Below are 23312 nucleotides of genomic sequence, written 5' to 3'. Positions count from 1 at the left end.
GCCTACAGGACGTCGTCTCGACCGGAGATGCGCAGCGCGTCAACGACCGACTTCACTTTTTGAGCATTTGCTGTGGTGGTGACCAATAGAGCATCTGGGGTGTCCACGACCACGATGTCCTTGACTCCCACCAGCGCGATGGTACGTCCTGTGTCTGTGATCAGGATTCCCGAGGAAGCATCCGAGAGCACACGAGCTCCTTCACCCAAGATGGCAAGGTCTTTTTTGTATCCACTGGAGTGGAGCTTGGCGATGGAGGCAAAGTCTCCCACGTCATCCCAATCAAACTCTCCGGGAATAACGACGAGCTTGCCGGCAGCAGCAGCTGGTTCGGCAACTGCGTAATCGATGGCAATCTTTTTGAGCGTGGGCCAAATCTTGTCTACGGCTGGTCCACGCTTGGCGTGGTCGTCCCACACCTCGGCAAGTGCAATGATGCCTGCGTGAAGCTCGGGCTGGGTCTTAGCGAGTTCTTCCAAGAGCACAGAGGCTTTGGTAATGAACATGCCTGCGTTCCACAGATAGTCGCCACTGTTGACGTATTCCTCAGCGGTGTGGGCGTTGGGCTTTTCTACAAAGGAATCCACTTTCAGCGCTGACGGAGCACCCTCGAGCTCAGTTTCTTCCGTTGCGTGGATATAGCCAAAACCAATGGCGGGCTCGGTAGGAACGATGCCGATCGTGGCGATGTAGCCGGCACGGGCTGCTTCAACAGCCTCGGCAACGGCCATGTTGAAAAATCGTGTTCCCTTGATGACGTGGTCGGCAGCGAACGATCCGATGATGACGCCGGGCTCACGCTTTTCCAATATGGCTGCTGCCAAACCGATAGCGGCAGAGGAGTCACGGGGCTCACTTTCGAGCACCACGTTGTGATCGGCTAGTTCTGGGAGCTGTTCTTCGACAGCTGCACGGTGGGCACGGCCAGTAACAACCATGACGCGCTGTTCTCCCGCAAGCGGCGCCAAACGGTCCCATGTGTCTTTCAGGAGGGAGCTTCCTGACCCGGTGAGGTCGTGGAGGAACTTGGGGGCATCTGCTCGAGACAGTGGCCACAGGCGCGAACCTATTCCACCGGCCGGAATAACCGCGTAGAAGTCGCTTAGTGGGGTCGATAGTCGTGCCATAAGACCAGACTATCGGGCGTAAAGTTATGAGCAGTTATTGCCCACAACCAAGGAGGGTTGTTCGTGTCTACGATCTCGGCACCACGCTCTGAAAAAATGCCCCGCCCAGGTGGCACGCTGTACCGCGGCTACACCGGCATGTGGTCTTGGGTTTTGCACCGTATTACCGGTGTTGCCATCTTCTTCTTCTTGCTCGTCCACATCCTGGACACTGCACTTGTCCGCGTGAGCCCTGAGGCTTACAACGCTGTGATGAGCACCTACAAGAATCCCCTCATGGGTCTAGGCGAAGCAGTTCTCGTGGGAGCTATCGTCTTCCACGCTCTCAACGGTTTGCGCATCATCTTGGTGGACTTCTGGAGCAAGGGCGTTAAGTACCAGCGCTACATGTTCTGGGGAGTCATTGGTGTGTGGGTGGTTCTCATGGCTGGGTTCCTGCCCCGCCACCTCATGAACGTCTTTAGCGAAGGGCACTAATCATGACGACTATTGCTGAACCTCGTTCTCCTTACGCACGCTCTTCCCGCTCTGGCACCAACTGGGAAAAATGGGGCTGGGTCTACATGCGCGCCTCGGGCGTGATTCTTGTTGTCCTCATCTTCGGTCACCTGTTCGTCAACCTCATGGTTGGTGAAGGTGTCAAAGCCATTGACTTTGCCTTCGTTGCCGGAAAGTGGGCCACCCCCTTCTGGCAGTGGTGGGACCTAGCCATGCTGTGGCTGGCACTGATCCACGGCGCAAACGGTATGCGCACCATCGTCAATGACTACTCAAGCTCGGTGCGCTTGGGCAAGATTCTCCGCGGAGCAATCTATGCCTCAGCCGTCATTCTCATTGTTTTGGGCACGCTGGTGATCTTCACCTTCGATCCTTGCCCTTCGGTCAGTCCAGATCAGCTCGACTTGCTGCCCTCGTTCTGCCCACCCCAGTAATTCTTTAGATCACACCTACATACGGAGTTTCACTCGTGGCAACTAAGAGCAACGACACATACGAAGAAACCAAACTCATCGATGGCGTCTACTACCACCAGCACGATGTTGTCATCGTGGGCGCTGGTGGAGCCGGTATGCGTGCAGCGATTGAGGCAGGCCCCAACGCTCGCACCGCAGTGATCAGTAAGCTCTACCCCACCCGTTCGCACACCGGTGCTGCACAGGGCGGTATGGCTGCTGCGCTGGCGAACGTGGAAGAGGACAGCTGGGAATGGCACACCTTCGACACCGTCAAGGGTGGCGACTACTTGGTTGACCAGGATGCGGCAGAGATTCTTGCCAAAGAAGCTATTGATGCGGTTATCGACCTGGAAAACATGGGGCTTCCATTTAACAGAACTCCAGATGGCAAGATCGACCAACGTCGTTTCGGTGGCCACACTCGTGACCACGGTAAGGCTCCTGTGCGTCGCTCCTGCTACGCAGCAGACCGCACCGGTCACATGATTTTGCAGACCCTGTTCCAGAACTGCGTCAAGCTCGGCATCGAATTCTTCAACGAGTTCTATGTTCTCGACCTGGTCATGACCAAGGTGAAGGGCAAGCAGGTTCCTGCCGGTGTCGTTGCCTATGAACTGGCAACTGGTGACCTGCACGTGTTCCAAGGCAAGTCCATCGTCTTTGCTACCGGTGGTTTCGGAAAGATTTACAAGACCACCTCCAACGCTCACACCCTCACCGGTGATGGCGTCGGCATCATTTGGCGCAAGGGTATTCCTCTCGAGGACATGGAGTTCTTCCAGTTCCATCCCACCGGCCTTGCTGGCCTGGGCATCCTGCTAACTGAGGGTGCTCGTGGCGAAGGTGCGATCTTGCGCAACGCATCTGGTGAGCGCTTCATGGAGCGTTACGCTCCCACCATCAAAGACCTCGCTCCTCGTGACATCGTCTCGCGGTGCATGGTTCAGGAAGTGGCTGAAGGACGCGGCGCTGGCCCCAACAAGGACTATGTTCTCCTGGACTGCACCCACCTGGGTGCTGAGGTTCTCGAAACCAAGCTTCCTGACATCACCGAGTTCGCTCGCACCTACCTCGGTGTTGACCCCGTTGTTGAGCCCGTGCCCGTGATGCCAACTGCTCACTACGCCATGGGTGGTATCCCCACCAACATCAAGGCAGAGGTACTCTCCGACAACGACACTGTCATTCCTGGCCTCTACGCTGCTGGTGAATGTGCGTGTGTCTCTGTGCACGGATCAAACCGTTTGGGAACCAACTCTCTGCTGGATATCAACGTTTTCGGAAAGCGCGCTGGAAAGTACGCCGTCGAATACGCCAAGAAGGCAGACTTTGTTCCACTTCCTAAGGACCCTGCAGGTCCTGTGCGCGAGATGATCGAAAGCATCCGCAACGCCAATGGCACTCAGCGTGTTCCTGCACTGCGTAAAGAGCTGCAGGAAGAGATGGACAAGAACGCTCAGGTATTCCGCACCGAAGACTCTCTCAAGTCGGTCACCAAGACCATTGAGAAGCTACGCGAGGAATACAAGAACATCTCCATCCACGACAAGGGCAAGCGTTACAACACTGACTTGCTCGAAGCTGTTGAGCTGGGCTTCCTGCTCGATCTGGCCGAGGTCGTTGTCTACTCTGCTCGTAACCGTAAGGAAAGCCGCGGTGGTCACATGCGCGACGACTTCCCGAACCGCGACGACAAGAAGTTCATGAAGCACACCATGGCGTACCTCACCGGTGACGCCACCAGTGATGACGCTGGCGATCACATCAAGCTTGATTGGAAGCCTGTTGTTATCACCAACTACCAGCCCATGGAAAGGAAGTACTAAGAATGGCTACCGCAGTCGCAACACAGGCAGCAGTACCCGAGGTACAGGCCTTCAACATCACCTTGATCATTCGTCGCTTCCTTCCCGAAGTTGATGAAGAGGCTCGTTGGGAATCATTCGACGTAGAGGTCTACTCAACTGACCGTATTCTTGATGCTCTTCACAAGATCAAGTGGGATCAGGATGGTTCACTCTCGTTCCGTCGTTCCTGCGCTCACGGTATTTGTGGCTCTGATGCAATGCGTATCAACGGACGCAACCGTCTGGCTTGCAAGACCCTGATCAAGGATCTCGACATTTCGCAGCCCATCTATGTTGAGGCCATCAAGGGTCTGCCCTTGGAGAAGGACCTCATCGTTGACATGGAGCCTTTCTTCGCTGCCTACCGCGAAGTCAAGCCCTTCCTCATCTCTAACACCACCCCTGAGGCTGGTAAGGAACGTCGCCAGAGTATTGAGGACCGCGAGCGCTTCGATGACACCACCAAGTGCATCTTGTGCGCAGCCTGCACCACAAGCTGCCCCGTGTTCTGGACTGATGGTCAGTACTTTGGTCCTGCCGCCATCGTAAATGCACACCGCTTCATCTTTGACTCTCGTGATGATGCTGCAGAAGTTCGTCTCGACATCCTCAACGACAAAGAGGGCGTGTGGCGTTGCCGCACCACCTTCAACTGCACCGACGCATGTCCTCGTGGCATTCAGGTCACACAGGCGATTGCCGATGTGAAGCAGGCTGTATTGCGCGGCAAGCCATAACTCTTCTCCTCTGAGTCACGGGCACAATTGTTCTGTGCACAAAACAAAGCGGGCCCTGATTGATACCGTCCTCCAGCTCATGGACGGCATTCCTTCAACTCCAGTAACTCTTCAGGACGTGCTCACGACCTCAGGGTTGACGAGCGGCGCGCTGTACTACCACTTTGAGGATTTCCCGGACCTTATCGATCACGCCTTAATCGATATCTACTCCTCATATACGACCTCGGGAATTTCAGGTTTAGCAGAAATCATCGCAAACTCATCGAGTGTCGAAGAAGCCAAAGTTGCTTTAGCGACTCTTATTCAAGTGAGGCACAGTGATAGCCAATCGAAAATTAGGGCAGCGGTTGCATGGATTGCAGCGCAGGCAACCTTTCAACCTTCTTTGCAACAAAAGCTTGGTCCTGCCCAGCTTGAGATGACAGAAAAAATTGCGGATGTAATTCTTTCGGGGCAGCAAAAGGGTCTTATAAATACTCAGCGTGATCCCTATGCCCTTGCCGTCTTCATCCAGGCTTATGCGTTAGGCAGGATTGTCGATGATCTTGCTGGGAAACAAATGGATGGCAGCAAATGGTATGAACTCATCTTTTCTATGGTCACTGAGTTCATGCTCGTTGAGAAATAATCCTTTTGGCTACTTGGAACTTAATCTGTAATGTATTCTAAATACATAAATAAGTTATTTATGTTTTGGAGTAAAAATGCGCCGTCTGTCCGGGCTGTCCAAGGTCACCGCCGTTCTCATTGCAACACTAGGTCTTATCGCGGGCGTCGCAATCTCGGCGTCCGCTACACCTGTGCTTGTCTCGACCATTCCCGCGGGCGATAACCCAACAAACGTTGCGCTGTCTAGTGATGGTTCGAGGCTTTACGTGATGTCCGAAAGCTCGAAGCAACTTCAATACTTCGATACCTCAACAAACACGGTTACTGCCACTTACACTCTTTCGAGTATTACCGATAGGCGAATCACATATATCGTGTTGTCTCCTGACGGTACAAAACTATATGCCGCAGGTGAGCCGACTGACACAACTCAACCTTCGACAATTTATGTCATCGACATTTCCGGAAGCACCCCTGTTATCAGGTCGACAATCACAACAGGGCGCCAAGTCGCAGGCCTCGCGATTACGCCAAATGGACAAACACTTTACGCAGCCAACGAGAAAAGCGGCACAATCAGCGTTATTAACACCGTTACAAACACCGTCACGGCTACCGTCGAAGTGACTTCCACAACCGATCCCTCCAAGAAACTCATGAGCCCTTGGCGAGTCACCGTCTCACCGAACGGCCAATACTATTTCGTGGCGTTCAGTGCATATGCAGGCCTCGCCCCTGGTTACTCAGGCTATGCAAGCCTCAAAGTTTCTGACAATACCGTTGTATCTCAAACTGAATTTGGTTTATATCCTTCTCCAGGAGCGCAACCTTATGGTCTCGCTATCACGAGCGACGGCCAGTTTCTTTATGTTTCCAGCACCGTGTCAGGTGCGACTGCAAACTCATGGATTAAGAAAATAGCAATCAACCCCAATGGCTCTTTTGGTTCTGTGGCGACGACTGCGAATGTGCCGAATACCCCTGCAGATATCGCCCTATCGGCAGATAACTCCCAACTGTTCGTGACCACACGAGCAGCTGGGAGCAAATTTATGGTCTACCCAACTAGCACGATGAGTTCGCCGACAGTACTGACACTCCCGGGCGTCCAATGGGAGACGATGATTGCTCCATCAAAACAGACGAGTTCACACTTTGCATATGTTGGCGCTGGTGGAGCACTGTGGTTCTCTTCACCAACCATTACTAATTTCTACCTCGTAGGTGAGTATCTTGGACCCAATAACCAGGTTCTCAATGAGACCACAGGTACTGCCTTCTCAAGTGCGGCGCTTACTGCATCTGGTCTGAGTGGCACAGTCACATATTCGATTTCTCCTGGGTTGCCTTCTGGTCTTTCATTCAACTCCGCGACAGGGGTCATTTCAGGAACAGTTACATGTGCCTTGCCGACCTCGTCATACACAATTTCCGGTAGCGACGGCACATCTACTGCTGTGGCGACGGTCAGCTTGACCGTCACCGGTTCTGATTGTTCCTCAGCAGCACTCGCAAACACTGGTATTCATGGGGCACCTCTGACTCTCTCCGCGGCTTCCTTGCTCATTATTGGTGCTCTGGCAGCTTTTGGTGCTCGACGTCTGGCACGCAAGAAATGAAAAGAACCCACGTGTGGGCTGCGGTTTTTGCCACTGCGTTGTTGGTTTCGACCCCAACAATCGCACAGGCAAATACCCCAGTAAATTCGTTCACCCCTCAGGGCACCTCTTGGGTTGACGCGCCTAACAAGACCTATCTCGAGACTTTCGGGGACATGGGCGGAGATTCTTCTTTGCTTTATGTTCCTACCGGCACCACCTGTACATACCATGGCATTACAGCACATGGCCCTTTCCTCAAACGAAGCTACGACGATGGGACATTCACATGTTCAGCTGGTACACCTCCAGATGGGTCTTCTCGTACAAGTGCTGTCCCTTTCGGCTTCTCAGTGAACTTTTTTGGTCAGAATTATTCGTCTGCGTGGCCATCAATAGACGGTGGAATCTTTTTTGCCAATCCTGACAATTGGGCTGGGAAGACGATGCCAAACTTGATTTCAAGTTCAAATTCATCAGCAATGTTCCCCTTTGGAACTGATTTAGAGTTCGACCCATCGATATCAAATTTCTGGACAGCGCAAACCGTTATCGATAGCCATGCTGCAATTATTTTTGCTTGGGAACATCTTTTAGATGCCAACAACAGTTCAAGCAACGTGAGCTTCCAGCTTGTCCTCATTGACCTTGGCAGTGGTGATTTCAATGCTTACTTTAACTTCGACCAGATCACGGGAATAGCGGCAAACTCGGGTTATCCCGGCCCCGCGTTATTCATCAATCTTGCTAATGGGGTGGAGGTAGGAAGCAATATCGCCCAGTCCCTAGACGCAAAGTACCTAAACTCTGGATGTCTCAGCGCCTCAAATAACAGCTTGTGGCTTGGAAATTTGACCAGCGGTGTACAGGATCCGTTTGACACGAACAACGACCCAATCGCCTATCTCAAGAAAGAATCGAATTCGACGGTATCGCTTTGGACTGATTCCGCATGTTCCTCACCCCTGACGGTTACAACTCTGCAGGATGTTTCGCAAGACAGCGCTGCATATGTAGAACTTATGCCTGACCTTGGACAAGCAGTTCGTAGTGCAGCAATAGGCTGGGGAACTTTCAATTCGACTACCCGAGTCATCGATTGGACTGAGATTCAGCGAAACGTAGACCTATCAACGTTAGTAAATGGACAACCAAACGCACTCGTTAGCCAGTCGCTCAACACAACCGTTCCTGGTCGTTATGTCATTGGTCAACGTTCCGGTCAGACGGTAGTGGAGAGTTCAGCAGTGACTCCCAACGGAAACAATGGAGGAAATTCCAATTCCACCAATTCAACGCAAACAGGTTCAAGCTCTTCAACTTCTGCATCCCTGGCTCAAACCGGTACTGATTTTAAGAGTCCACTCGGCTTGGCAATTGGTGCATTCCTATTTGGCATTGGGGCATCGTTGATGAAGAGATTCTTCAAAACCCGATAGCTAGAACAATCACATTAAAAAGACCCGGCCCTTCGAGGAAGGCCGGGTCTTTTGTATTTCTGCAGGTCGTCTCCCCTGCAGAAGCTTTATTCGCTGCCGAGCTTGCGTGCCTGTGCTGCTGTCCGGCCATTGAGTGCTCTTGCTGCACGGGCCTGTGCCTCTTCAAGGGTCACCGTCAACAGCGCTGCACGAACATCAGCAAGTGCAGCTGGAGTCATGCTTAAGGTGGTGACACCCAAACCAACGAGCACGATGGCCAGGTTGGGATCAGCTGCTGCTTCACCACAGACACCCACGGGCTTGCCCGTTGCCTTGCCAGCAACACCGAGCTCCTTGATCAGGCGCAACACTGCTGGGTGCCATGGGTCTTGGTAGGAGCCGACGGTGCCGAGCATGCGATCAGCGGCCATGGTGTATTGCGTGAGGTCGTTGGTACCAATGCTGACGAAGTCTGCAGACTCCAAGACCTGTTCAGCGACCAAGGCCAAGGAAGGAACCTCAGCCATCACACCTGGAACACGTAGTCCCAGTTCACGGCACAGCCCAACGAAGTAGTCAGTCTCTTCCGCATCGGCAACCATGGGTGCCATGACCCACAGATCTGCTTCTGTTTTGTTTTGTGCGTTGACCAGTGCAGTGAGTTGATCGCGAAGAATGTTCTCTTTCACACGCAGGGCACGAAGACCACGAAGTCCCAGTGCTGGGTTTTCTTCTTTGTCGGCGTTGAGGAATGCCAAGGGCTTATCTGCTCCAGCATCCAGTGCACGAACAACGACCTTCTTGCCTGGGAATGCTGCAAGAAGTTCAGTGTATTGGGCTTCCTGTTCTGCAACGGTGGGCGCTGTTTGAGAATCAAGGAAGAGGAACTCGGTGCGAAACAGACCAACACCCTCAGCACCCAGAGCAATTGCTCCAGCTGCTTCCTTAGGTGAGCCCAAGTTAGCCAGCAGGGGAACTTTGTGACCATCCTTGAGTGCTCCATCAGTAATGGGAGCGTTGGATGCCTCCAGCCATTCGGCACGCTTGATCAGAGCAGCATCTACCTCTGCCTGGCTCACGCCCGCACTGATGGTGGAGGTTCCCGCATTGACGACAACGAGAGTGTCGTCAGAAAGTTCTTCAGCACCGGCGCCCACACCCACGATGGCGGGAATAGATTTTGCTCGCGCAAGAATGGCGGTGTGTGAGGTGGGGCCACCATCACGAGTGACGAGGGCATACACTTTGGTGAAATCGAGCAGTGCCGTGTCAGCAGGGGCGAGGTCATGAGCGACAAGAATGAAAGGCTCATCGGATTCGGGAACACCTGGTGCTGGAACTCCACGCAAAGAAGCAATAACTCGCTGAGCCACATCAGCTAGATCGGCAGCACGTTCTCCCATGTAGCCGCCCATGCTTTCGAGCATTTTCTGGAAAGAAGAGAACGCATCGAAAACGGCACGTTCTGCGGTTTTGCCGGATTCGATCCGCTTGGCAATATCTTTTGCCAATGCTGGGTCACCAGCCATCAATGCTTGTGCGTCAAGAACGTCCTTGGCTTCGCCACCGGCTTTGACGCCGCGCTCACGCAACCACTGGCCTACTTCAGAAAGAGAGTGTTGTGCGGCAGCAATTTCTGTTTCAGCATCCGCTGTGCGCTGGATATCAGCTGGCTCTGCCAGAGGCTCGGGCATCCGTTTGATAGGGCCTGCGGCGATGCCGCGTCCGACGCCAATTCCGGTGAGCTCCATTGCTGCTCCTACTAATCAAGAGGGATAAAGACCTTAGTTGTCACCCTCAAGCATCAAGGATAACGAGGCACTTCGTGCCTAAGTATTTGTCCGGCCCACACAAAAACGGGCACAAACACAACGATACCCCCGTTTTGGGTTGACAAACAAGTGGAATCGGGAGTAAAAAAAGATAAACAAACATTTCTGTTGGTTTTCTGACAGAAATAATTCGACGACGGAGTCCCATGTACGCACCTGAACGCCACCAGGCCATTTTGGCCAAGGCGCGTCACGAAGGTCGTGTGGAAGTCCGCACTCTCGCGGAAGAACTCGATGTCACTCCCGAAACTATTCGTCGTGATCTCACCGTTTTAGAACGACGTGGCCTCTTGCACCGTGCACACGGTGGAGCTATCCCCGTCGATCGCCTCAGTGTCGAACCTGACGTCACCTATCGCGAAGGTGTTCTCTCCGCAGAGAAAGAACGCATTGCTCGGATGGCGCTCTCCGAGGTTCCCGCAGGCGGATCCATCATCTTGGACGCCGGAACAACTACAGCACGCCTTGCTGCGCTACTTCCCCAAGACATTGAACTCACGGTTGTCACCAACTCCATCCCCATTGCTGCTGTATTGGCCACTCGCCCCAACATTCAGCTTCATCTCCTTGGCGGACACGTTCGCCCCATCACGTTGGCCATGGTGGGCTCCTGGCCTGAAGACGCTTTGAAGTCCCTCTCCGTTGATGTTGCTTTCTTAGGCATCAATGGCCTCACCCCAGAACGCGGACTCACCACTCCTGATTTGGAAGAAGCCCGTATCAAGAGTGCATTCGTCGATGCAGCGCGACGCACCGTCGTGCTTGCTGACCACACCAAGTTTGGTCGTGAAGACTTTGGTCATGTTGCACCAATGAGTCGTATTGATACGGTCATCACCGATAGCGACATCGACCACGAGCACTTGCTTGAAATTGAGATGTCTGGCCCTGATGTGGTGGTGGCATGATCATCACTGTGACCGCTAACCCCAGTCTGGATCTCACCCTCGAGGTAGAGAAGTTCGAGCAGGGTGAAGTCAACCGATCAACCAGCAAGCACAAAGACCCTGCAGGCAAGGGAATTAACGTTTCTCGTGCGCTGCACAAAAACGGCGTCGACACTGCCGCCGTTTTCCCTGCAGATGCCTCTGTGGGTGTCTGGATTGAAAAGGCCCTGACGCAATCAGGAATCCAGACCATCACGACTCGCATCAATGATGAGGTTCGCCAGAACATCACCATCGTTGATGCCCAGGGCGACACCACCAAGATCAATGAGACAGGCCCGTCACTGAGCGCAGACGAAGTCTCTTCACTCCTAGCCCAAATAGCTGGCCTGCTCGAGACTGAACCCGAGTGGCTCGTTGCTGCAGGAAGTTTGCCTCCGGGTCTCGATGGATCCTTCTATGTTGCTCTCGGCAAGCTCGCTCACGAGCACGGCGTTCGTTTCGCCGTCGACAGTTCCGGCCCTGCATTCAAAGAAATTGCACACGCGGGTGTAGCTGATGTGATGAAACCTAACCACGAAGAGTTAGAAGAATTAGCTGGCCGGGAACTTCCCACCGTTGGGGATGTTGTTGACTTTGCTCAGACCATGCTCGGTAACCCCAGTGCCGCCATTGTGGTGAGCCTCGGGGAGAACGGAGCACTTCTGGTCAACAGCCGAGGAAGCATCTGGGCAGGTCACGAACCTGTCACTCCAGAGAGCACAGTCGGTGCTGGAGACAGCACCCTCGCCGGATATCTCAGTGCTGATGTCTCACTTTCGGAAGAAGAATCTGATTCAGAATCTGGCGATATTGCACGCATCTCAACAGCAGTGGCCTGGGGCTCGGCCGCCGTGCAATTGCCTGCCACCACTGTTCCGGGTCCAAAAGACATTACTATTACGGCAGTTCACACTGTTGTTAACCCAAGCCACACCACCGCAATTAAGGAGCTCCACGTATGACTGACGCAACCGTCGCACTAACCACCGAAGACATTGTCATCGTTGGTCTAGTAGCCGAGACCAAGGAAGACGCAACCCGTCAGCTCGCCGTCAAGCTTGCTAACGACGGTCGTGTTACTGACCTCGATGGTTTCCTCGCCGACGTTCGTGCACGCGAAGAACAGATGGCGACCGGTCTTCCTGGCGGCATTGGTATTCCTCACGCACGTTCAGCTCACGTCACGGTTCCTTCGGTTGCTGTAGCTACCAGCGTTGAAGGTGTGAACTTCGGCGCAGCGGATGGTCCCGCCCACCTCATTTTCTTGATCGCTGCACCAGATGGTGCAGATGACAAGCATCTCCACATCCTCGCTGCACTGGCTCGCAAGCTTGTGCACGAAGACTTCCGTCAATCATTGCGCGACGCTAACACCGGCGCCGAGATCGCAGCGATTATCACCCGAGAGGTACAGCAATAATGACCAAAATTGTCGCAGTAACATCCTGCATCACCGGTATTGCCCACACCTATATGGCAGCTGAGGCTCTCGAGCAGGCAGCCAAGAAGGCTGGCTACGAGATCACTGTAGAGACCCAGGGTTCCGCAGGTTCATCCCCCATGAAGCAGTCCACAATCGACGAAGCTGACGTTGTCATCTTCGCCACCGATCTTGAGGTCAAGGACCGTTCACGTTTCAACGGCAAGCCTTTCCTTCAGATTGGCGTGAGCAAGGCTCTTGCAGACGCAGACAACGTCGTTGCTCAGGCTGTGTCATCCATCGCCACCCTCCCCAAGGATGGCGGAGCTGCACCCGCAGCACCGAAAGCTGCTCCTGCAGCGGAAAAAGCACCCAAAAAGGACTCCGGCGACAAGCCTGGGTTCTTCGGTCGCCTCTTTGGAAGCAAGTAGTAGATTCCCCACAGAGTTCCTGCTGAGACGGCAGGTTCAGTAACACCAATAAAAATGCAATGAGGCATTGGAGGCCACAATTGTCTAGTAATTCAGGAACAGGAACACGCATCCGCCAATGGCTGATGACCGGTGTTTCCTACATGATCCCCTTCGTGGCGGCCGGCGGTATCCTTATCGCTCTGTCGTTCGCAATCGGTGGTTATGACATCGTTTACCAGGACCAGGGCGAGTTCCTGGCAGCGGGCTTCAACCCACTGTCGGCTCACGACTGGGCCTACGTAATGTTCGCCGTTGGTGCAGCAACCTTCGGCTTCCTCGTACCCGTACTGTCAGGTTTTATTGCGTACGCAATTGCTGACCGTCCAGGTCTTGCTCCCGGTTTCGTTGGTGGTGCCATCGCTGGTACCGTTGGCGCCGGATTCCTCGGTGGTTTGATCACCGGTTTCCTCGCAGGTTTCGTAGCACTCTGGCTCAGCCGCCTCAAGGTTGCTGGCTGGTTCCGCCCCATGATGCCTGTTGTTGTGATTCCTTTGATTGCAACCTTCGTCACCGGTGGTCTGATGCTCGTGATCCTCGGTGGTCCACTGAAGGCTCTCATGGACGCACTGAACGCATGGCTGACCGGTCTTTCCGGTGGAAGCGTTATCCTCCTGGGTATCGTTCTCGGTCTCATGATGGCATTCGACATGGGTGGTCCCGTCAACAAGGTGGCATACACCTTCGCAGCAGCTGGTCTTACTGAGGCTGGTGCAACCGCTGCAGACGACGACGTACGCTTCGTCGTCATGGCTATCGTTATGGCTGCAGGTATGACACCTCCTCTGGGTCTCGCACTCGCGACTGTTCTCCGTAAGAGCGCATTCTCGAACGCTGAGCGTCAGAACGGTAAGGCTGCATGGGTTCTTGGTGCATCCTTCATCACCGAAGGTGCTATCCCCTTCGCTGCTGCTGACCCCATCCGTGTGATTCCTTCGATCATGATCGGTTCTGCAACTGCAGGTGCTCTCGTTGGAGCATTTGGCTGCACCCTCCGCGCACCTCACGGTGGTCTGTGGGTATTCGGCCTCGTAGGTAACTGGCCTCTGTACTTGGTAGCAATCGCTATCGGTACCGTCGTTACCGCTCTCCTCGTTCTCGTCGCAAAGAACATCAAGCCTGGTGTATCTGACGAGGAGCTGGAGGAAGCAGTTGCCTAAAGCTCAGAGAACAGTCACCGTTGGTTCGCGTGTTGGACTGCACGCTCGCCCTGCCAGCACCTTTGTGCAGGCAGTGGCAGCAACAGGTCACAACGTAACGATTACCAAAACAAACGGTGACGACGCAGACGGTGCAAGTATCCTCTCGGTACTCGCTCTCGCTGTCGGACACGGTGAAGAAATCGTGCTCGATGTCGAAGGTGACAACGCAGAGGCTATTGCAGACGAGTTGGCTAGCCTGCTCACGTCTGACCTCGATGCTGACTAATCGTTAGCAGGGCTCTTTGGCCCGTGGGTTCCATTACGGAATCCACGGGCCTTTCCCTTTAAGCTGACAGGTATGAAAAAGGCATTGGTGTGGGCGCAAGAACGTCGCCCATATCGGGTCTACAAGATTTACAGTGCCGCAGGTGGAAACCTGCTGGCCGCAGGGATGTCATTCCAAGCACTCTTTGCCACTTTCGCAGCAGTGTGGCTTGGCTTCAGCCTCAGTGGCATCTACCTTCGCGAACGTCCAGAACTCAAAAATGCCATTATTGATTTCATCAATACCCAGATTCCTGATCTCATCCAAAAGGGTGGTGTGATTGATCCAGGAATTTTGGACACAACCACCAGCTTGGGGTGGACTGGTGGGATCGCGGTTGTTGTTGTTCTGTACACAGCAATTAATTGGCTGAACTACATCCGCACTGCAGTACGCACCATCTTCACCCTGCCACCATCTCGGTTGAATTTTGTTCTCCTCAAGCTCTATGACCTGGTTCTGGCGTTGGGATACGGTCTGTTCGTCATCCTCACCTCAGCACTCACGGTTGTGGCAACAAACCTGGCAAATGTGATCGTCCCTGCTTTAGGAATTATTGATAGGAGTGGGTGGGGCAAGATCGGTTTTGAGATTGCTGGGTTAGTTATCGTCTTCATTTTTGACGCCATCATGCTTGCCCTGGTGATGAATGTTCTCAGCGGTGTTCCCATTCCACTTCGGAACCTCAGAGATGGTGTGCTTTTGGGAGCACTCGCCTTGACATTGTTGAAAATTGCAGGGTCCTACATTCTGACCCGCACAGAAAGCAATCCCCTCTTAGCCAGTTTTACTGTCTTTATCGGATTGCTGATCTACTTCAACTTCGCTTCACGAATCTATTTGTTTGCTACCAGCTGGGTTGCATTGAGCATGCAGGATGACCAGGTCGAAGTTCGTGACTTGGGCTGGATTGTTCCCCACCGTCACCCCAATGACTAGCCCTAGACTTGAAGGCATGTCCGTTCGCATCGCCACCGTCAATGTCAATGGCGTTCGTGCCGCCTTCCGTAAGGGAATGGACCAGTGGCTTTCACAGCGCAACGTTGACATTCTTGCCCTGCAGGAAGTCCGCGCATCCACCGAAGACTTGGAAGAGCTTCTGGGTCCCGAGTGGAACATTCTGCACGATGCTGCCACGGCGAAGGGTCGTGCAGGAGTTGCCTTGGCTAGTCGTAGCAGTGCGGAGATTCACCGCGTTAGCCTCGGTGCTGATGATTTTGATACGGCAGGTCGCTGGCTTGAAGCGGACTACAAAATTGGCGACAAGATTCTTACAGTGGTAAGCACCTATGTTCACTCGGGTGAAGTAGACACCCCCAAGCAGGTGGAGAAATTCAAGTTCCTAAAAGCAATGCAAGAACGACTTCCTGAGCTCGAAGCACACACTCCCTACGCACTGGTCGTGGGAGATCTCAACGTCGGTCACACCGAGCTTGATATCAAGAACTGGAAGGGCAACGTCAAGCGCGCAGGGTTCCTGCCCGAAGAGCGCGCCTACTTCTATCGTTTTATGGGCGCCAAAGGCGAACCCGTCACCGGACCTGACGGTTCCACCGGGACTGGCCTAGGTTGGGTTGATGTGGGACGCCAGGCAGCTGGGGATGTTCCTGGCCCCTACACCTGGTGGTCGTGGCGTGGTCAAGCATTCGATAACGATGCTGGTTGGCGTATTGATTACCACCTGGCAACCCCAGCGTTGGCTTCGCTTGCCTCGAACTACAGTGTTGACCGCGCAGACTCCTACGACACTCGCTGGTCAGATCACACCCCCGTTGTTGTCGACTACAACCTCTAGGACATCATGAGTAACAAACCCGTCATTCTCTCTGGCATGCAGCCCTCGAGCGATTCATTGCACTTGGGAAACTACATCGGTGCGTTGGGTAACTGGGTCACCATGCAGGATGAATTTGATGCCTTCTACTGCGTTGTCGACCTCCACGCCATCACGGTTCCTCAGGACCCTGCAGAACTTCGCGAGCGCACCCGCTCCACCGCTGCGCAATACATAGCTGCAGGTATCGACACCGATAAATCAACCCTGTTCATTCAGTCCCATGTGCAGGCACACACTCAAATCGCTTGGGTGCTCAACACCATCACCGGTTTTGGTGAAGCAAGCCGCATGACGCAGTTCAAGGACAAGTCCGCTAAGCAGGGGGCTGATGCAGCTTCGGTTGGTCTATTCACGTACCCCATCCTGATGGCAGCCGACATCCTCGCCTACCAAGCAAATGTCGTTCCCGTAGGTGAAGACCAGCGACAACATTTGGAACTCACCCGCGACCTCGCTACCCGTTTCAATGGACGTTTTGGTGAGACCTTCACGATTCCTGAAGGCTACATCCTCAAAGAATCCGCGAAAATCTTTGACCTGCAAAACCCCACAGCCAAGATGTCCAAGTCAGCTGAAACAGAGGCGGGGCTTCTGAAGATCATGGATGATCCCGCTGTCACGGCAAAGAAGGTCATGCGTGCTGTCACCGATGCTGATGGTGAGATCCTCTTCGACCGGGAGAATAAGCCCGGTGTTGCAAACCTGCTCACCATTTTCTCTGTGCTTTCCGGCCGCAGTATTGATGACCTTGTCAATGAGTATGCAGGCGGTGGCTACGGAGCTCTCAAGAAAGACCTTGCCGAGCAGGTGACGGCAAGCTTTACTCCCATCCGGGAGCGCACGAACGAACTCTTGGCTGATCCAGCAGAGCTGGATCGGCTGCTGGGTCAGGGGGCTGATCGTGCCTCTGAAGTGGCAGATAAGACCCTGGCCAAGGTTTATGACGCCATAGGACTGCTTCCCCGCCACCCGGCTAAGCTCGCACGCTCTCAGCGAATTCACACCCCGGTCTTAGGTGGGAATAACTCCTGGCAGTAGACTGTTATCTAGAGCAACGCGCTTCGGGGTCAGTGAAAATCTGAGCCGGCGGTGAAAGTCCGCGACCCTCATACAAAAGCCACCCGGCTGGAGGATGAGGTTGATTCGGTGAAATTCCGAAACCGACGGTTAAAGTCCGGATGGGAGAACGCGCGCGGCAGGTGTAGTTAGTGACGCCTGCCGAGTTCGGTTGTCATTTTTGGCACCCGTCTACCCGAAGCATGCCTCCACAACAGAGAGCACCGGTAGATGAACGAGTTAGACACCACGCAGGCCGAACAGGCCGCTATGCGTCGTGCCATCGTGCTTGCCGGTAACGGCCCACACTATGGCGTCAACCCCCAGGTGGGTTGTGTCGTTTTGAATGCAGAAGGAACGACTATCGCTGAAGGCTGGCACCGTGGTGCAGGCACAGCGCATGCTGAAGTTGATGCGTTGTCTCAGCTCACACCTGAACAAGCTCAAGGCTCAACCTTTGTGGTCACCTTGGAGCCCTGTAACCACACCGGCCGCACGGGTCCTTGTGCACAAGCTCTTATCGAGGCTGGGGTTGGCCGTGTTGTCTACGCCGCTACTGACCCTGGTCACGCCTCCTCTGGTGGAGCACAGCGTCTGCGCGATGCCGGTATCGAGGTTGTTGGCGGCCTGCTCGAAGATGAGGCGGAAGAGCTCCTTGAAGAGTGGATGCTTGCCGCCCGCCTACACCGTCCCCACGTCACCGTGAAGTGGGCCTCGAGTTTTGATGGCCGTGCTGCGGCAACAGACGGAACAAGCCAGTGGATTTCTGGCCCTCAATCGCGTGAGCGTGTTCATGTGCAGCGTTCAGCAGCAGATGCCATCGTCGTGGGAACAGGAACTGTTTTGGCAGATAACCCTTCCCTGACTGCGCGCACCACATCTGGCGATCTTCACGATCACCAGCCCATCCCCGTCATCATTGGAAAACGTCAGATTCCTGGTGATGCCCAGATTCATCAGCACCCATTCGAGCCACTCGTGATTGGTCACAATGACCTGCATGCGGCTCTGAGCGAGATGTTTGATCGGGGAATTAGAACTGTGTATGTCGAAGGTGGTCCCACCCTAGCCAGTGCGTTCATCGCTCAAGGTTTGGCTGACCGCCTCTACATCTTCCAAGCTCCGGTTTTGTTAGGCGGAGACAAACTTGCCCTGGGAGACCTTGGTGTTTCCACCCTGTCTGAACGTATTGATCTCGAGGTGAGCTCAGTCGAGAACCTGGGTGACGACATATTGATCACCGCTAAACCAATCAGGAAAGGGGCCTAATCCATGTTCACTGGCCTAATTGAAGAACGCGGAACAATCACCGCAATTGAATCTTTGCCTGATGCCGTGAGGCTGACAGTCTCCGGACACAAAGCACTCTCCGGAGCACAACAAGGTGATTCCATTGCCGTCAGCGGAGTGTGTCTGACAGTGATCGAACACGATGCCACCTCATTCACCGCAGATGTGATGCAGCAAACCTTAGACATGTCCACCCTCAGCGATGCGCGGGTCGGGTTGGCGGTAAATCTTGAACGCGCAGCAGAGCTGGGTAGCCGCCTAGGCGGACACATCGTGCAAGGTCACGTTGATGGGACCGCCGAGGTTTTGTCGATTACGCCCAGTGAAGACTGGACAGTCATTCGCTTTGGCCTAGGTAGAGAACTAGCCCCTCTTCTTGTTGATAAGGGCTCCATCACTGTTGATGGTGTTTCGCTCACCGTGAGCAACATCAGTGACCCTTCGGAATCTGCCCAGTGGTTTGAGGTTTCTCTCATTCCAGAAACACTCACGGTGACCACGCTCGGCCTTCGTGTCGTTGGTGACAAGGTCAACCTCGAAACAGACATTATTGCCCGACAGGTCGCACGCATGCTGGCCTTCCTCCCCCAACAGAATGCAGGTGCCTAACATGGCTCTCACCCCTATCCCCGAAGTTCTTGAAGCTCTCAAGGCTGGACGCATCGTGCTCGTGGCCGATGACGAAGGTCGCGAGAACGAGGGCGACGCCATCATGGCGGCAGAGTTCGCGACCAAAGAAACCATGGCCTGGATTGTGAAGCACTCCTCCGGTCTGGTGTGTGCTCCGATGCCTCGTGATGTGGCTGACCGTCTCAACCTGCCCATCATGGTTGAGCGCAGCCAAGACACCCGTACCACGGCCTACACAATCTCGGTAGACGCAGCTTCTGGTGTGACCACCGGCATCAGCGCCAGTGACCGTGCTCGCACCGTCAAGGTTTTAGCTGACCCCACAGCAGGCCCCATGGACTTGATTCGTCCCGGACACATCCTGCCGTTGCGTGCTGTCGACGGTGGTGTTCTTGAGCGCGCCGGTCACACGGAAGCAACAGTAGATCTTCTCCGCTTGGCTGGGTTGAACCCTGTCGGCGTCATCGCTGAGATTGTTGCTGAAGACGGTGACATGATGCGCATGCCTGGCCTGGAAGAGCTAGCTGAACGCGATAACCTACCGTTGACTACAGTTGCTGCGCTGGTTGATTACCTCGAAGCACACCCTCTGCCAGCTCGCATTGAAGGTGAACTCGATCAGCATCGTGTTGCATTCGAGGTCGAGACTACTGTTCCCACAGATCTCGGAATGTTCCGTATGCGCGGTTACCGTGACCACGCAACAGGCACCGACCACGTGGCAATCATCGCCGGAAACCCAGACGGAGAAGATGTCCTCGTGCGCGTGCACTCCGAATGTCTCACCGGTGAAGCTCTGCACTCACTCAAGTGTGAGTGTGGCCCCCAGCTCGATGAAGCTTTGCGCATGATTGAGGCTGACCCCAACGGGGGTGTTGTTCTCTACCTGCGCGGTCAGGAGGGTCGTGGCATTGGCCTGGTCAACAAGTTCAAGGCCTACAAGCTGCAAGAGCAAGGCTTTGACACTCTCGACGCCAACCTCGCTCTGGGCTTCCCTGCCGATGCTCGTGATTACACCGCAGCAGCCCGCATGCTTGATGAAATGGGTATTCGCTCGGTGCGATTGCTCAGCAACAACCCTGAAAAGAAGCGCCAGCTTGAGCAATATGGCATCAAAATCAATGATCTCGTTCCCCTCGTCGTGGGCTTGGGTGAATACAACACCGGTTACCTCAACGTGAAGCGTGACCGCATGGGACACCAGTTACCTGGAATCCTCCCCGCAATTGAACCCGCAGTAACGGCCAAGGAGGTCACCGCATGAGTGGAGCAGGCTCTCCCACAATCACTGTTGATGCAACAGGACTGAACATCGTTATTGTTGCCGGGCAATGGCACGATGTCATCACTGATGCGATGATTGCTTCCGCTCAGCGCACCATCGACGCCAGCGGTGCAACTCATTCACTCGTGCGCGTGGCAGGAAGTTTCGAACTTCCGGTGGTGTGCAAAGCTGTCCTGGAAGCAGGCGCAGATGCCGTTGTTGCTCTCGGCGTCATCATCCGTGGTGGCACACCACACTTTGAGTTTGTCTCAGATGCAGCCACCTCAGGATTGACCCGCGTTGCGCTCGACACCGGAAAGCCTGTTGGCTTTGGAGTGCTCACCCTAGATGACGAACAGCAGGGTCTCGACCGTGCTGGACTGCCCGATTCCAAAGAAGATAAGGGTGAAGAAGCAGCACTCGCTGCCTTAGAAACAGCTGTTACCCTTCGAAAGATTCGTAACAAGTAGCTAGGCTGAGGATATGGAACTTTTAGTCACAATCCTCGTCATCCTTCACTTCATTGGTCTGTCTTATCTTTTGGGTGCATTCCTGCTCCAAATCAAGGACATTTCAAAGGGTAAGGGTCGCGTTGTTCGCGGCATGCTCGATGGTGCTTACACTCAGTTAGTTACCGGTGTCGCACTGACTGGTATCTACTCTGCCGGCCTTATTGAAGGCGAAGAGGTCAACAACACCAAGATTGCAGTGAAGCTGTCTGTGCTCATCGTGATTATTGTCTTGGCCCTCGTATTCCGCAAGCGCGAGGTTGCACCTTCGTGGGCACTGTGGTCCATTGGTGGACTAACTTTGCTCAACGTTATTCTCGCTGTCGCCTGGTAACTAGGATCTGATGAGCTCACCCCGTATGGGTCGTCGTTCATCGGCCCCTGAAAATTCCTCAACTGCGCCCAAGGCAAGTTTTGGGCAGTTGATGCCCTACCTGCTTGAACACAAGAAGGTTCTCTCCTTCGTCATTGTGCTCAGCGTGTTGGGCGCAGCCGCGTCATTGGCTCAACCACTGCTGGTTGGACAGGTCATCAACCGTGTCAGTGCTGGTGAGCTCATGGGCAACCTCGTGTGGTTGCTTATCGGACTCGTGGTGGCATCTGCGCTGATTAATGGCTACCAGCACTACTTGCTCCAGCGCACCGGTGAAGGTGTAGTTCTTTCCTCCAGGCGTCGACTCGTGGCGCGAATTCTGCGTCTGCCAATCAGCGAATTTGATACCAGGCGGACCGGTGACCTCGTCTCCCGCGTGGGCAGTGACACGACCTTGCTTCGTGCCGTCTTGACGCAGGGTTTGGTTGAAGCCATCGGTGGTTCGCTGACTTTCATTGGTGCCATTATCGCGATGGCAATCATTGACCCAGTCCTGCTCGGACTCACTGTCTTGGTGGTCTTTAGCGCCATCATCATCGTTACCGTTCTCTCTCGCCGCATTCGTGTAGCAAGCAGGAAAGCTCAAGCCAAGGTCGGTGAGCTCGCTGCCTCAGTTGAGCGTGCCATTTCTGCCGTGCGCACCGTGCGTGCCGCTAATGCGACAGATAGAGAAATCAAAGTCGTTGATGACGAGGCCGAGGGCGCCTGGCGCATGGGCATCAAGGTTGCCAAGATTTCTGCTTTGGTTGTCCCTGTTGCTGGCATCGCCATGCAAGTAGCCTTCCTCACCGTTTTAGGTGTGGGTGGTTTCCGTGTTGCCTCTGGTGCCATCACGGTAGCTAACTTGGTGACGTTCATCTTGTTCCTGTTCATGATGATCATGCCGCTGGGACAAGCCTTTGGTGCGATTACCTCGGTGAACTCAGCGCTCGGTGCTCTTGGACGTATTCAAGAAATTATTGCCCTGCCCAGCGAAGGAGAGTTCGACCGTGAACTTGCCCCACTGGCAACGCTGGATAACGGCGCCCGCGGTGCTGTAAAGAATTCCCCAGTAGCTGTGGAGTTCGTGGACGTTCGCTTCTCTTATCCAGTGCTTGTTCTTCCGGTTGAGGAAGATGAGAGTACGACCGATCCCACTGCCAAAATGTCTCGTGCTGAGAAAGCACGCATCAAGGCTGGTGGCGCCGCAGGTGAAGCTCTCGCTGAGGAAGCACAGCCCCTGACCGAAGCTCCAGAAATCCTCAAGGGAGTGTCATTTAGCGTTGCGCACGGAACACGTGCCGCACTCGTAGGGCCTTCCGGTGCTGGTAAATCAACCATCCTGGGCTTGATCGAAAGATTCTATGACCCCAGCTCGGGCGAGATTCGTGTCGGCGGTATTGACATCAAGGCACTCGAGCGTGAAGATTTGCGTGCGCAGATTGGTTACGTCGAGCAAGACGCTCCAGTGCTTGCTGGTTCCTTGCGAGATAACCTCCTGCTGGGTTCACCCAACTCAACTGATGAGGAGTGCATTGCCGTATTGGCAGATGTTAACCTCACTTCTGTCCTTGAGCGCAGCCCGCTTGGTTTGGATGCTCCCGTTGGTGAAGAGGGTGTCATGCTCTCCGGTGGTGAACGTCAACGTTTGGCTATCGCTCGTGCGCTGTTGGCTGCGCCACCCATTTTGTTGCTGGATGAATCCACCTCGAGTTTGGATGGTGCGAACGAGCAACTCATGCGTGAGGCAATTGACCGTGTTGCACAAGATCGCACGCTCATCATCATCGCGCACCGCCTCTCCACCGTCGTTGATAGTGATCAGATTATTGTTCTGGAAAACGGAGCTGTTGTGGGAACGGGAACACATTCTGAACTTGTGAAGACAACGCCTCTTTACAAAAACTTGGCCAAACACCAGCTGTTGGTCTAAGCCCGCAAACACAGAATCCCCCTCCTAG

Annotated in this window: 24 protein-coding genes and 1 riboswitch; of the genes, 22 read left to right on the top strand and 2 right to left on the bottom strand. The window is 54.3% G+C overall.

Annotated elements, in window-relative coordinates; translation table 11 throughout:
• Nucleotides 1-2: 2 nt before the first annotated feature.
• Nucleotides 3-1127, bottom strand: coding sequence for a mannose-1-phosphate guanylyltransferase (locus tag AUMI_RS00540; protein WP_096380151.1), 1125 nt, complete (start codon nt 1125-1127; stop codon nt 3-5).
• A 96-nt stretch (nt 1128-1223) separates the two neighbouring features.
• Between AUMI_RS00540 and sdhC the strand changes: the two genes are divergently transcribed.
• The 7 genes from sdhC (at nt 1224) to AUMI_RS00505 (ending at nt 8316) form a co-directional block, all read left to right on the top strand.
• Nucleotides 1224-1604 carry a succinate dehydrogenase, cytochrome b556 subunit gene (sdhC, locus tag AUMI_RS00535; protein WP_096383347.1) on the top strand — a complete coding sequence of 127 codons (381 nt, stop codon included), beginning with the start codon at nt 1224-1226 and terminating at the stop codon, nt 1602-1604.
• 2 nt (nt 1605-1606) lie between these two features.
• On the top strand, nt 1607-2059 hold the full coding sequence (locus AUMI_RS00530) for a succinate dehydrogenase hydrophobic membrane anchor subunit (protein WP_096380149.1): 453 nt from the start codon (nt 1607-1609) through the stop codon (nt 2057-2059).
• Nucleotides 2060-2094: 35 nt separating this feature from the next.
• Nucleotides 2095-3909, top strand: a complete 1815-nt coding sequence (gene sdhA, locus AUMI_RS00525; RefSeq protein WP_096380147.1) for a succinate dehydrogenase flavoprotein subunit — start codon at nt 2095-2097, stop codon at nt 3907-3909.
• Nucleotides 3910-3911: 2 nt separating this feature from the next.
• The gene (locus AUMI_RS00520) at nt 3912-4667 is read left to right on the top strand and encodes a succinate dehydrogenase iron-sulfur subunit (protein ID WP_096380144.1); all 756 of its coding nucleotides are present in this window, start codon (nt 3912-3914) and stop codon (nt 4665-4667) included.
• A 34-nt stretch (nt 4668-4701) separates the two neighbouring features.
• A complete protein-coding gene (locus AUMI_RS00515) occupies nt 4702-5298 on the top strand; it encodes a TetR/AcrR family transcriptional regulator (RefSeq protein ID WP_096380142.1) in 597 nt (198 codons plus the stop codon).
• A 76-nt stretch (nt 5299-5374) separates the two neighbouring features.
• A complete protein-coding gene (locus tag AUMI_RS00510) occupies nt 5375-6898 on the top strand; it encodes a YncE family protein (protein ID WP_096380139.1) in 1524 nt (507 codons plus the stop codon).
• 11 nt (nt 6899-6909) lie between these two features.
• Nucleotides 6910-8316 carry a hypothetical protein gene (locus AUMI_RS00505; RefSeq protein ID WP_096380137.1) on the top strand — a complete coding sequence of 469 codons (1407 nt, stop codon included), beginning with the start codon at nt 6910-6912 and terminating at the stop codon, nt 8314-8316.
• 86 nt (nt 8317-8402) lie between these two features.
• On the opposite strand, the gene ptsP is transcribed toward AUMI_RS00505, so the two are convergent.
• Nucleotides 8403-10046 (bottom strand): phosphoenolpyruvate--protein phosphotransferase, encoded by a 1644-nt coding sequence (gene ptsP, locus AUMI_RS00500; RefSeq protein ID WP_096380134.1) that lies wholly within the window; start codon nt 10044-10046, stop codon nt 8403-8405.
• Nucleotides 10047-10273: 227 nt separating this feature from the next.
• On the opposite strand from ptsP, the gene AUMI_RS00495 reads away from it, so the two are divergent.
• From AUMI_RS00495 to AUMI_RS00425, 15 genes are all read left to right on the top strand, one after another.
• The gene (locus tag AUMI_RS00495; protein WP_096380131.1) at nt 10274-11035 is read left to right on the top strand and encodes a DeoR/GlpR family DNA-binding transcription regulator; all 762 of its coding nucleotides are present in this window, start codon (nt 10274-10276) and stop codon (nt 11033-11035) included.
• Nucleotides 11032-12018, top strand: a complete 987-nt coding sequence (locus AUMI_RS00490; RefSeq protein WP_096380130.1) for a 1-phosphofructokinase family hexose kinase — start codon at nt 11032-11034, stop codon at nt 12016-12018. The genes AUMI_RS00495 and AUMI_RS00490 overlap by 4 nt, the downstream gene beginning before the upstream one ends.
• Entirely contained in the window at nt 12015-12476 is a 462-nt protein-coding gene (locus AUMI_RS00485; protein WP_096380127.1) for a PTS sugar transporter subunit IIA, read from the top strand. The genes AUMI_RS00490 and AUMI_RS00485 overlap by 4 nt, the downstream gene beginning before the upstream one ends.
• A complete protein-coding gene (locus AUMI_RS00480; RefSeq protein ID WP_096380126.1) occupies nt 12476-12907 on the top strand; it encodes a PTS fructose transporter subunit IIB in 432 nt (143 codons plus the stop codon). Before AUMI_RS00485 ends, AUMI_RS00480 begins: the two co-directional genes overlap by 1 nt.
• Before the next feature lie 80 nt (nt 12908-12987).
• Complete coding sequence (locus tag AUMI_RS00475) at nt 12988-14106, top strand: PTS fructose transporter subunit IIC (protein WP_342411617.1); 1119 nt, start codon at nt 12988-12990, stop codon at nt 14104-14106.
• Nucleotides 14099-14374, top strand: coding sequence for an HPr family phosphocarrier protein (locus AUMI_RS00470; protein ID WP_096380122.1), 276 nt, complete (start codon nt 14099-14101; stop codon nt 14372-14374). The genes AUMI_RS00475 and AUMI_RS00470 overlap by 8 nt, the downstream gene beginning before the upstream one ends.
• A 72-nt stretch (nt 14375-14446) precedes the next feature.
• Nucleotides 14447-15352 carry a YihY/virulence factor BrkB family protein gene (locus AUMI_RS00465; protein ID WP_096380120.1) on the top strand — a complete coding sequence of 302 codons (906 nt, stop codon included), beginning with the start codon at nt 14447-14449 and terminating at the stop codon, nt 15350-15352.
• Between the two features lie 16 nt (nt 15353-15368).
• Nucleotides 15369-16208, top strand: coding sequence for an exodeoxyribonuclease III (locus AUMI_RS00460; protein ID WP_096380118.1), 840 nt, complete (start codon nt 15369-15371; stop codon nt 16206-16208).
• Nucleotides 16209-16214: 6 nt separating this feature from the next.
• Nucleotides 16215-17288, top strand: coding sequence for a tryptophan--tRNA ligase (trpS, locus tag AUMI_RS00455; RefSeq protein WP_096380115.1), 1074 nt, complete (start codon nt 16215-16217; stop codon nt 17286-17288).
• 14 nt (nt 17289-17302) lie between these two features.
• A riboswitch (FMN riboswitch) is annotated at nt 17303-17444 on the top strand.
• A 93-nt stretch (nt 17445-17537) separates the two neighbouring features.
• Nucleotides 17538-18575, top strand: coding sequence for a bifunctional diaminohydroxyphosphoribosylaminopyrimidine deaminase/5-amino-6-(5-phosphoribosylamino)uracil reductase RibD (gene ribD / locus AUMI_RS00450; RefSeq protein WP_231951756.1), 1038 nt, complete (start codon nt 17538-17540; stop codon nt 18573-18575).
• A 3-nt stretch (nt 18576-18578) separates the two neighbouring features.
• The gene (locus AUMI_RS00445) at nt 18579-19205 is read left to right on the top strand and encodes a riboflavin synthase (protein WP_096380114.1); all 627 of its coding nucleotides are present in this window, start codon (nt 18579-18581) and stop codon (nt 19203-19205) included.
• A gap of 1 nt (nt 19206) precedes the next feature.
• The gene (gene ribA / locus AUMI_RS00440; RefSeq protein WP_096380111.1) at nt 19207-20490 is read left to right on the top strand and encodes a GTP cyclohydrolase II; all 1284 of its coding nucleotides are present in this window, start codon (nt 19207-19209) and stop codon (nt 20488-20490) included.
• On the top strand, nt 20487-20960 hold the full coding sequence (ribH, locus tag AUMI_RS00435; protein WP_096380109.1) for a 6,7-dimethyl-8-ribityllumazine synthase: 474 nt from the start codon (nt 20487-20489) through the stop codon (nt 20958-20960). Before ribA ends, ribH begins: the two co-directional genes overlap by 4 nt.
• Before the next feature lie 13 nt (nt 20961-20973).
• Nucleotides 20974-21333: a hypothetical protein gene (locus AUMI_RS00430; RefSeq protein ID WP_096380107.1), complete on the top strand. Its 360-nt coding sequence runs from the start codon at nt 20974-20976 to the stop codon at nt 21331-21333.
• Between the two features lie 10 nt (nt 21334-21343).
• Entirely contained in the window at nt 21344-23284 is a 1941-nt protein-coding gene (locus tag AUMI_RS00425) for an ABC transporter ATP-binding protein (RefSeq protein ID WP_096380105.1), read from the top strand.
• Nucleotides 23285-23312 lie beyond the last annotated feature (28 nt).

The organism is Aurantimicrobium minutum (genome assembly GCF_002355535.1).
Classification (GTDB): Bacteria; Actinomycetota; Actinomycetes; order Actinomycetales; family Microbacteriaceae; genus Aurantimicrobium; species Aurantimicrobium minutum.
The sequence above is the reverse complement of the archived record's forward strand: the minus strand, read 5'-3'. Positions and strand labels throughout refer to the sequence as shown.

Bases quoted from the DNA above. Each gene is read 5' to 3' on its own strand.
- AUMI_RS00540 (WP_096380151.1), bottom strand. From the start codon at position 1,127: ATGGCACGACTATCGACCCCACTAAGCGACTTCTACGCGGTTATTCCG.
- sdhC (WP_096383347.1), top strand. From the start codon at position 1,224: ATGCCCCGCCCAGGTGGCACGCTGTACCGCGGCTACACCGGCATGTGG.
- AUMI_RS00530 (WP_096380149.1), top strand. From the start codon at position 1,607: ATGACGACTATTGCTGAACCTCGTTCTCCTTACGCACGCTCTTCCCGC.
- AUMI_RS00520 (WP_096380144.1), top strand. From the start codon at position 3,912: ATGGCTACCGCAGTCGCAACACAGGCAGCAGTACCCGAGGTACAGGCC.
- AUMI_RS00510 (WP_096380139.1), top strand. From the start codon at position 5,375: ATGCGCCGTCTGTCCGGGCTGTCCAAGGTCACCGCCGTTCTCATTGCA.
- ptsP (WP_096380134.1), bottom strand. From the start codon at position 10,046: ATGGAGCTCACCGGAATTGGCGTCGGACGCGGCATCGCCGCAGGCCCT.
- AUMI_RS00495 (WP_096380131.1), top strand. From the start codon at position 10,274: ATGTACGCACCTGAACGCCACCAGGCCATTTTGGCCAAGGCGCGTCAC.
- AUMI_RS00490 (WP_096380130.1), top strand. From the start codon at position 11,032: ATGATCATCACTGTGACCGCTAACCCCAGTCTGGATCTCACCCTCGAG.
- AUMI_RS00485 (WP_096380127.1), top strand. From the start codon at position 12,015: ATGACTGACGCAACCGTCGCACTAACCACCGAAGACATTGTCATCGTT.
- AUMI_RS00480 (WP_096380126.1), top strand. From the start codon at position 12,476: ATGACCAAAATTGTCGCAGTAACATCCTGCATCACCGGTATTGCCCAC.
- AUMI_RS00465 (WP_096380120.1), top strand. From the start codon at position 14,447: ATGAAAAAGGCATTGGTGTGGGCGCAAGAACGTCGCCCATATCGGGTC.
- AUMI_RS00460 (WP_096380118.1), top strand. From the start codon at position 15,369: ATGTCCGTTCGCATCGCCACCGTCAATGTCAATGGCGTTCGTGCCGCC.
- trpS (WP_096380115.1), top strand. From the start codon at position 16,215: ATGAGTAACAAACCCGTCATTCTCTCTGGCATGCAGCCCTCGAGCGAT.
- ribD (WP_231951756.1), top strand. From the start codon at position 17,538: ATGAACGAGTTAGACACCACGCAGGCCGAACAGGCCGCTATGCGTCGT.
- AUMI_RS00445 (WP_096380114.1), top strand. From the start codon at position 18,579: ATGTTCACTGGCCTAATTGAAGAACGCGGAACAATCACCGCAATTGAA.
- ribA (WP_096380111.1), top strand. From the start codon at position 19,207: ATGGCTCTCACCCCTATCCCCGAAGTTCTTGAAGCTCTCAAGGCTGGA.
- ribH (WP_096380109.1), top strand. From the start codon at position 20,487: ATGAGTGGAGCAGGCTCTCCCACAATCACTGTTGATGCAACAGGACTG.
- AUMI_RS00430 (WP_096380107.1), top strand. From the start codon at position 20,974: ATGGAACTTTTAGTCACAATCCTCGTCATCCTTCACTTCATTGGTCTG.
- AUMI_RS00425 (WP_096380105.1), top strand. From the start codon at position 21,344: ATGAGCTCACCCCGTATGGGTCGTCGTTCATCGGCCCCTGAAAATTCC.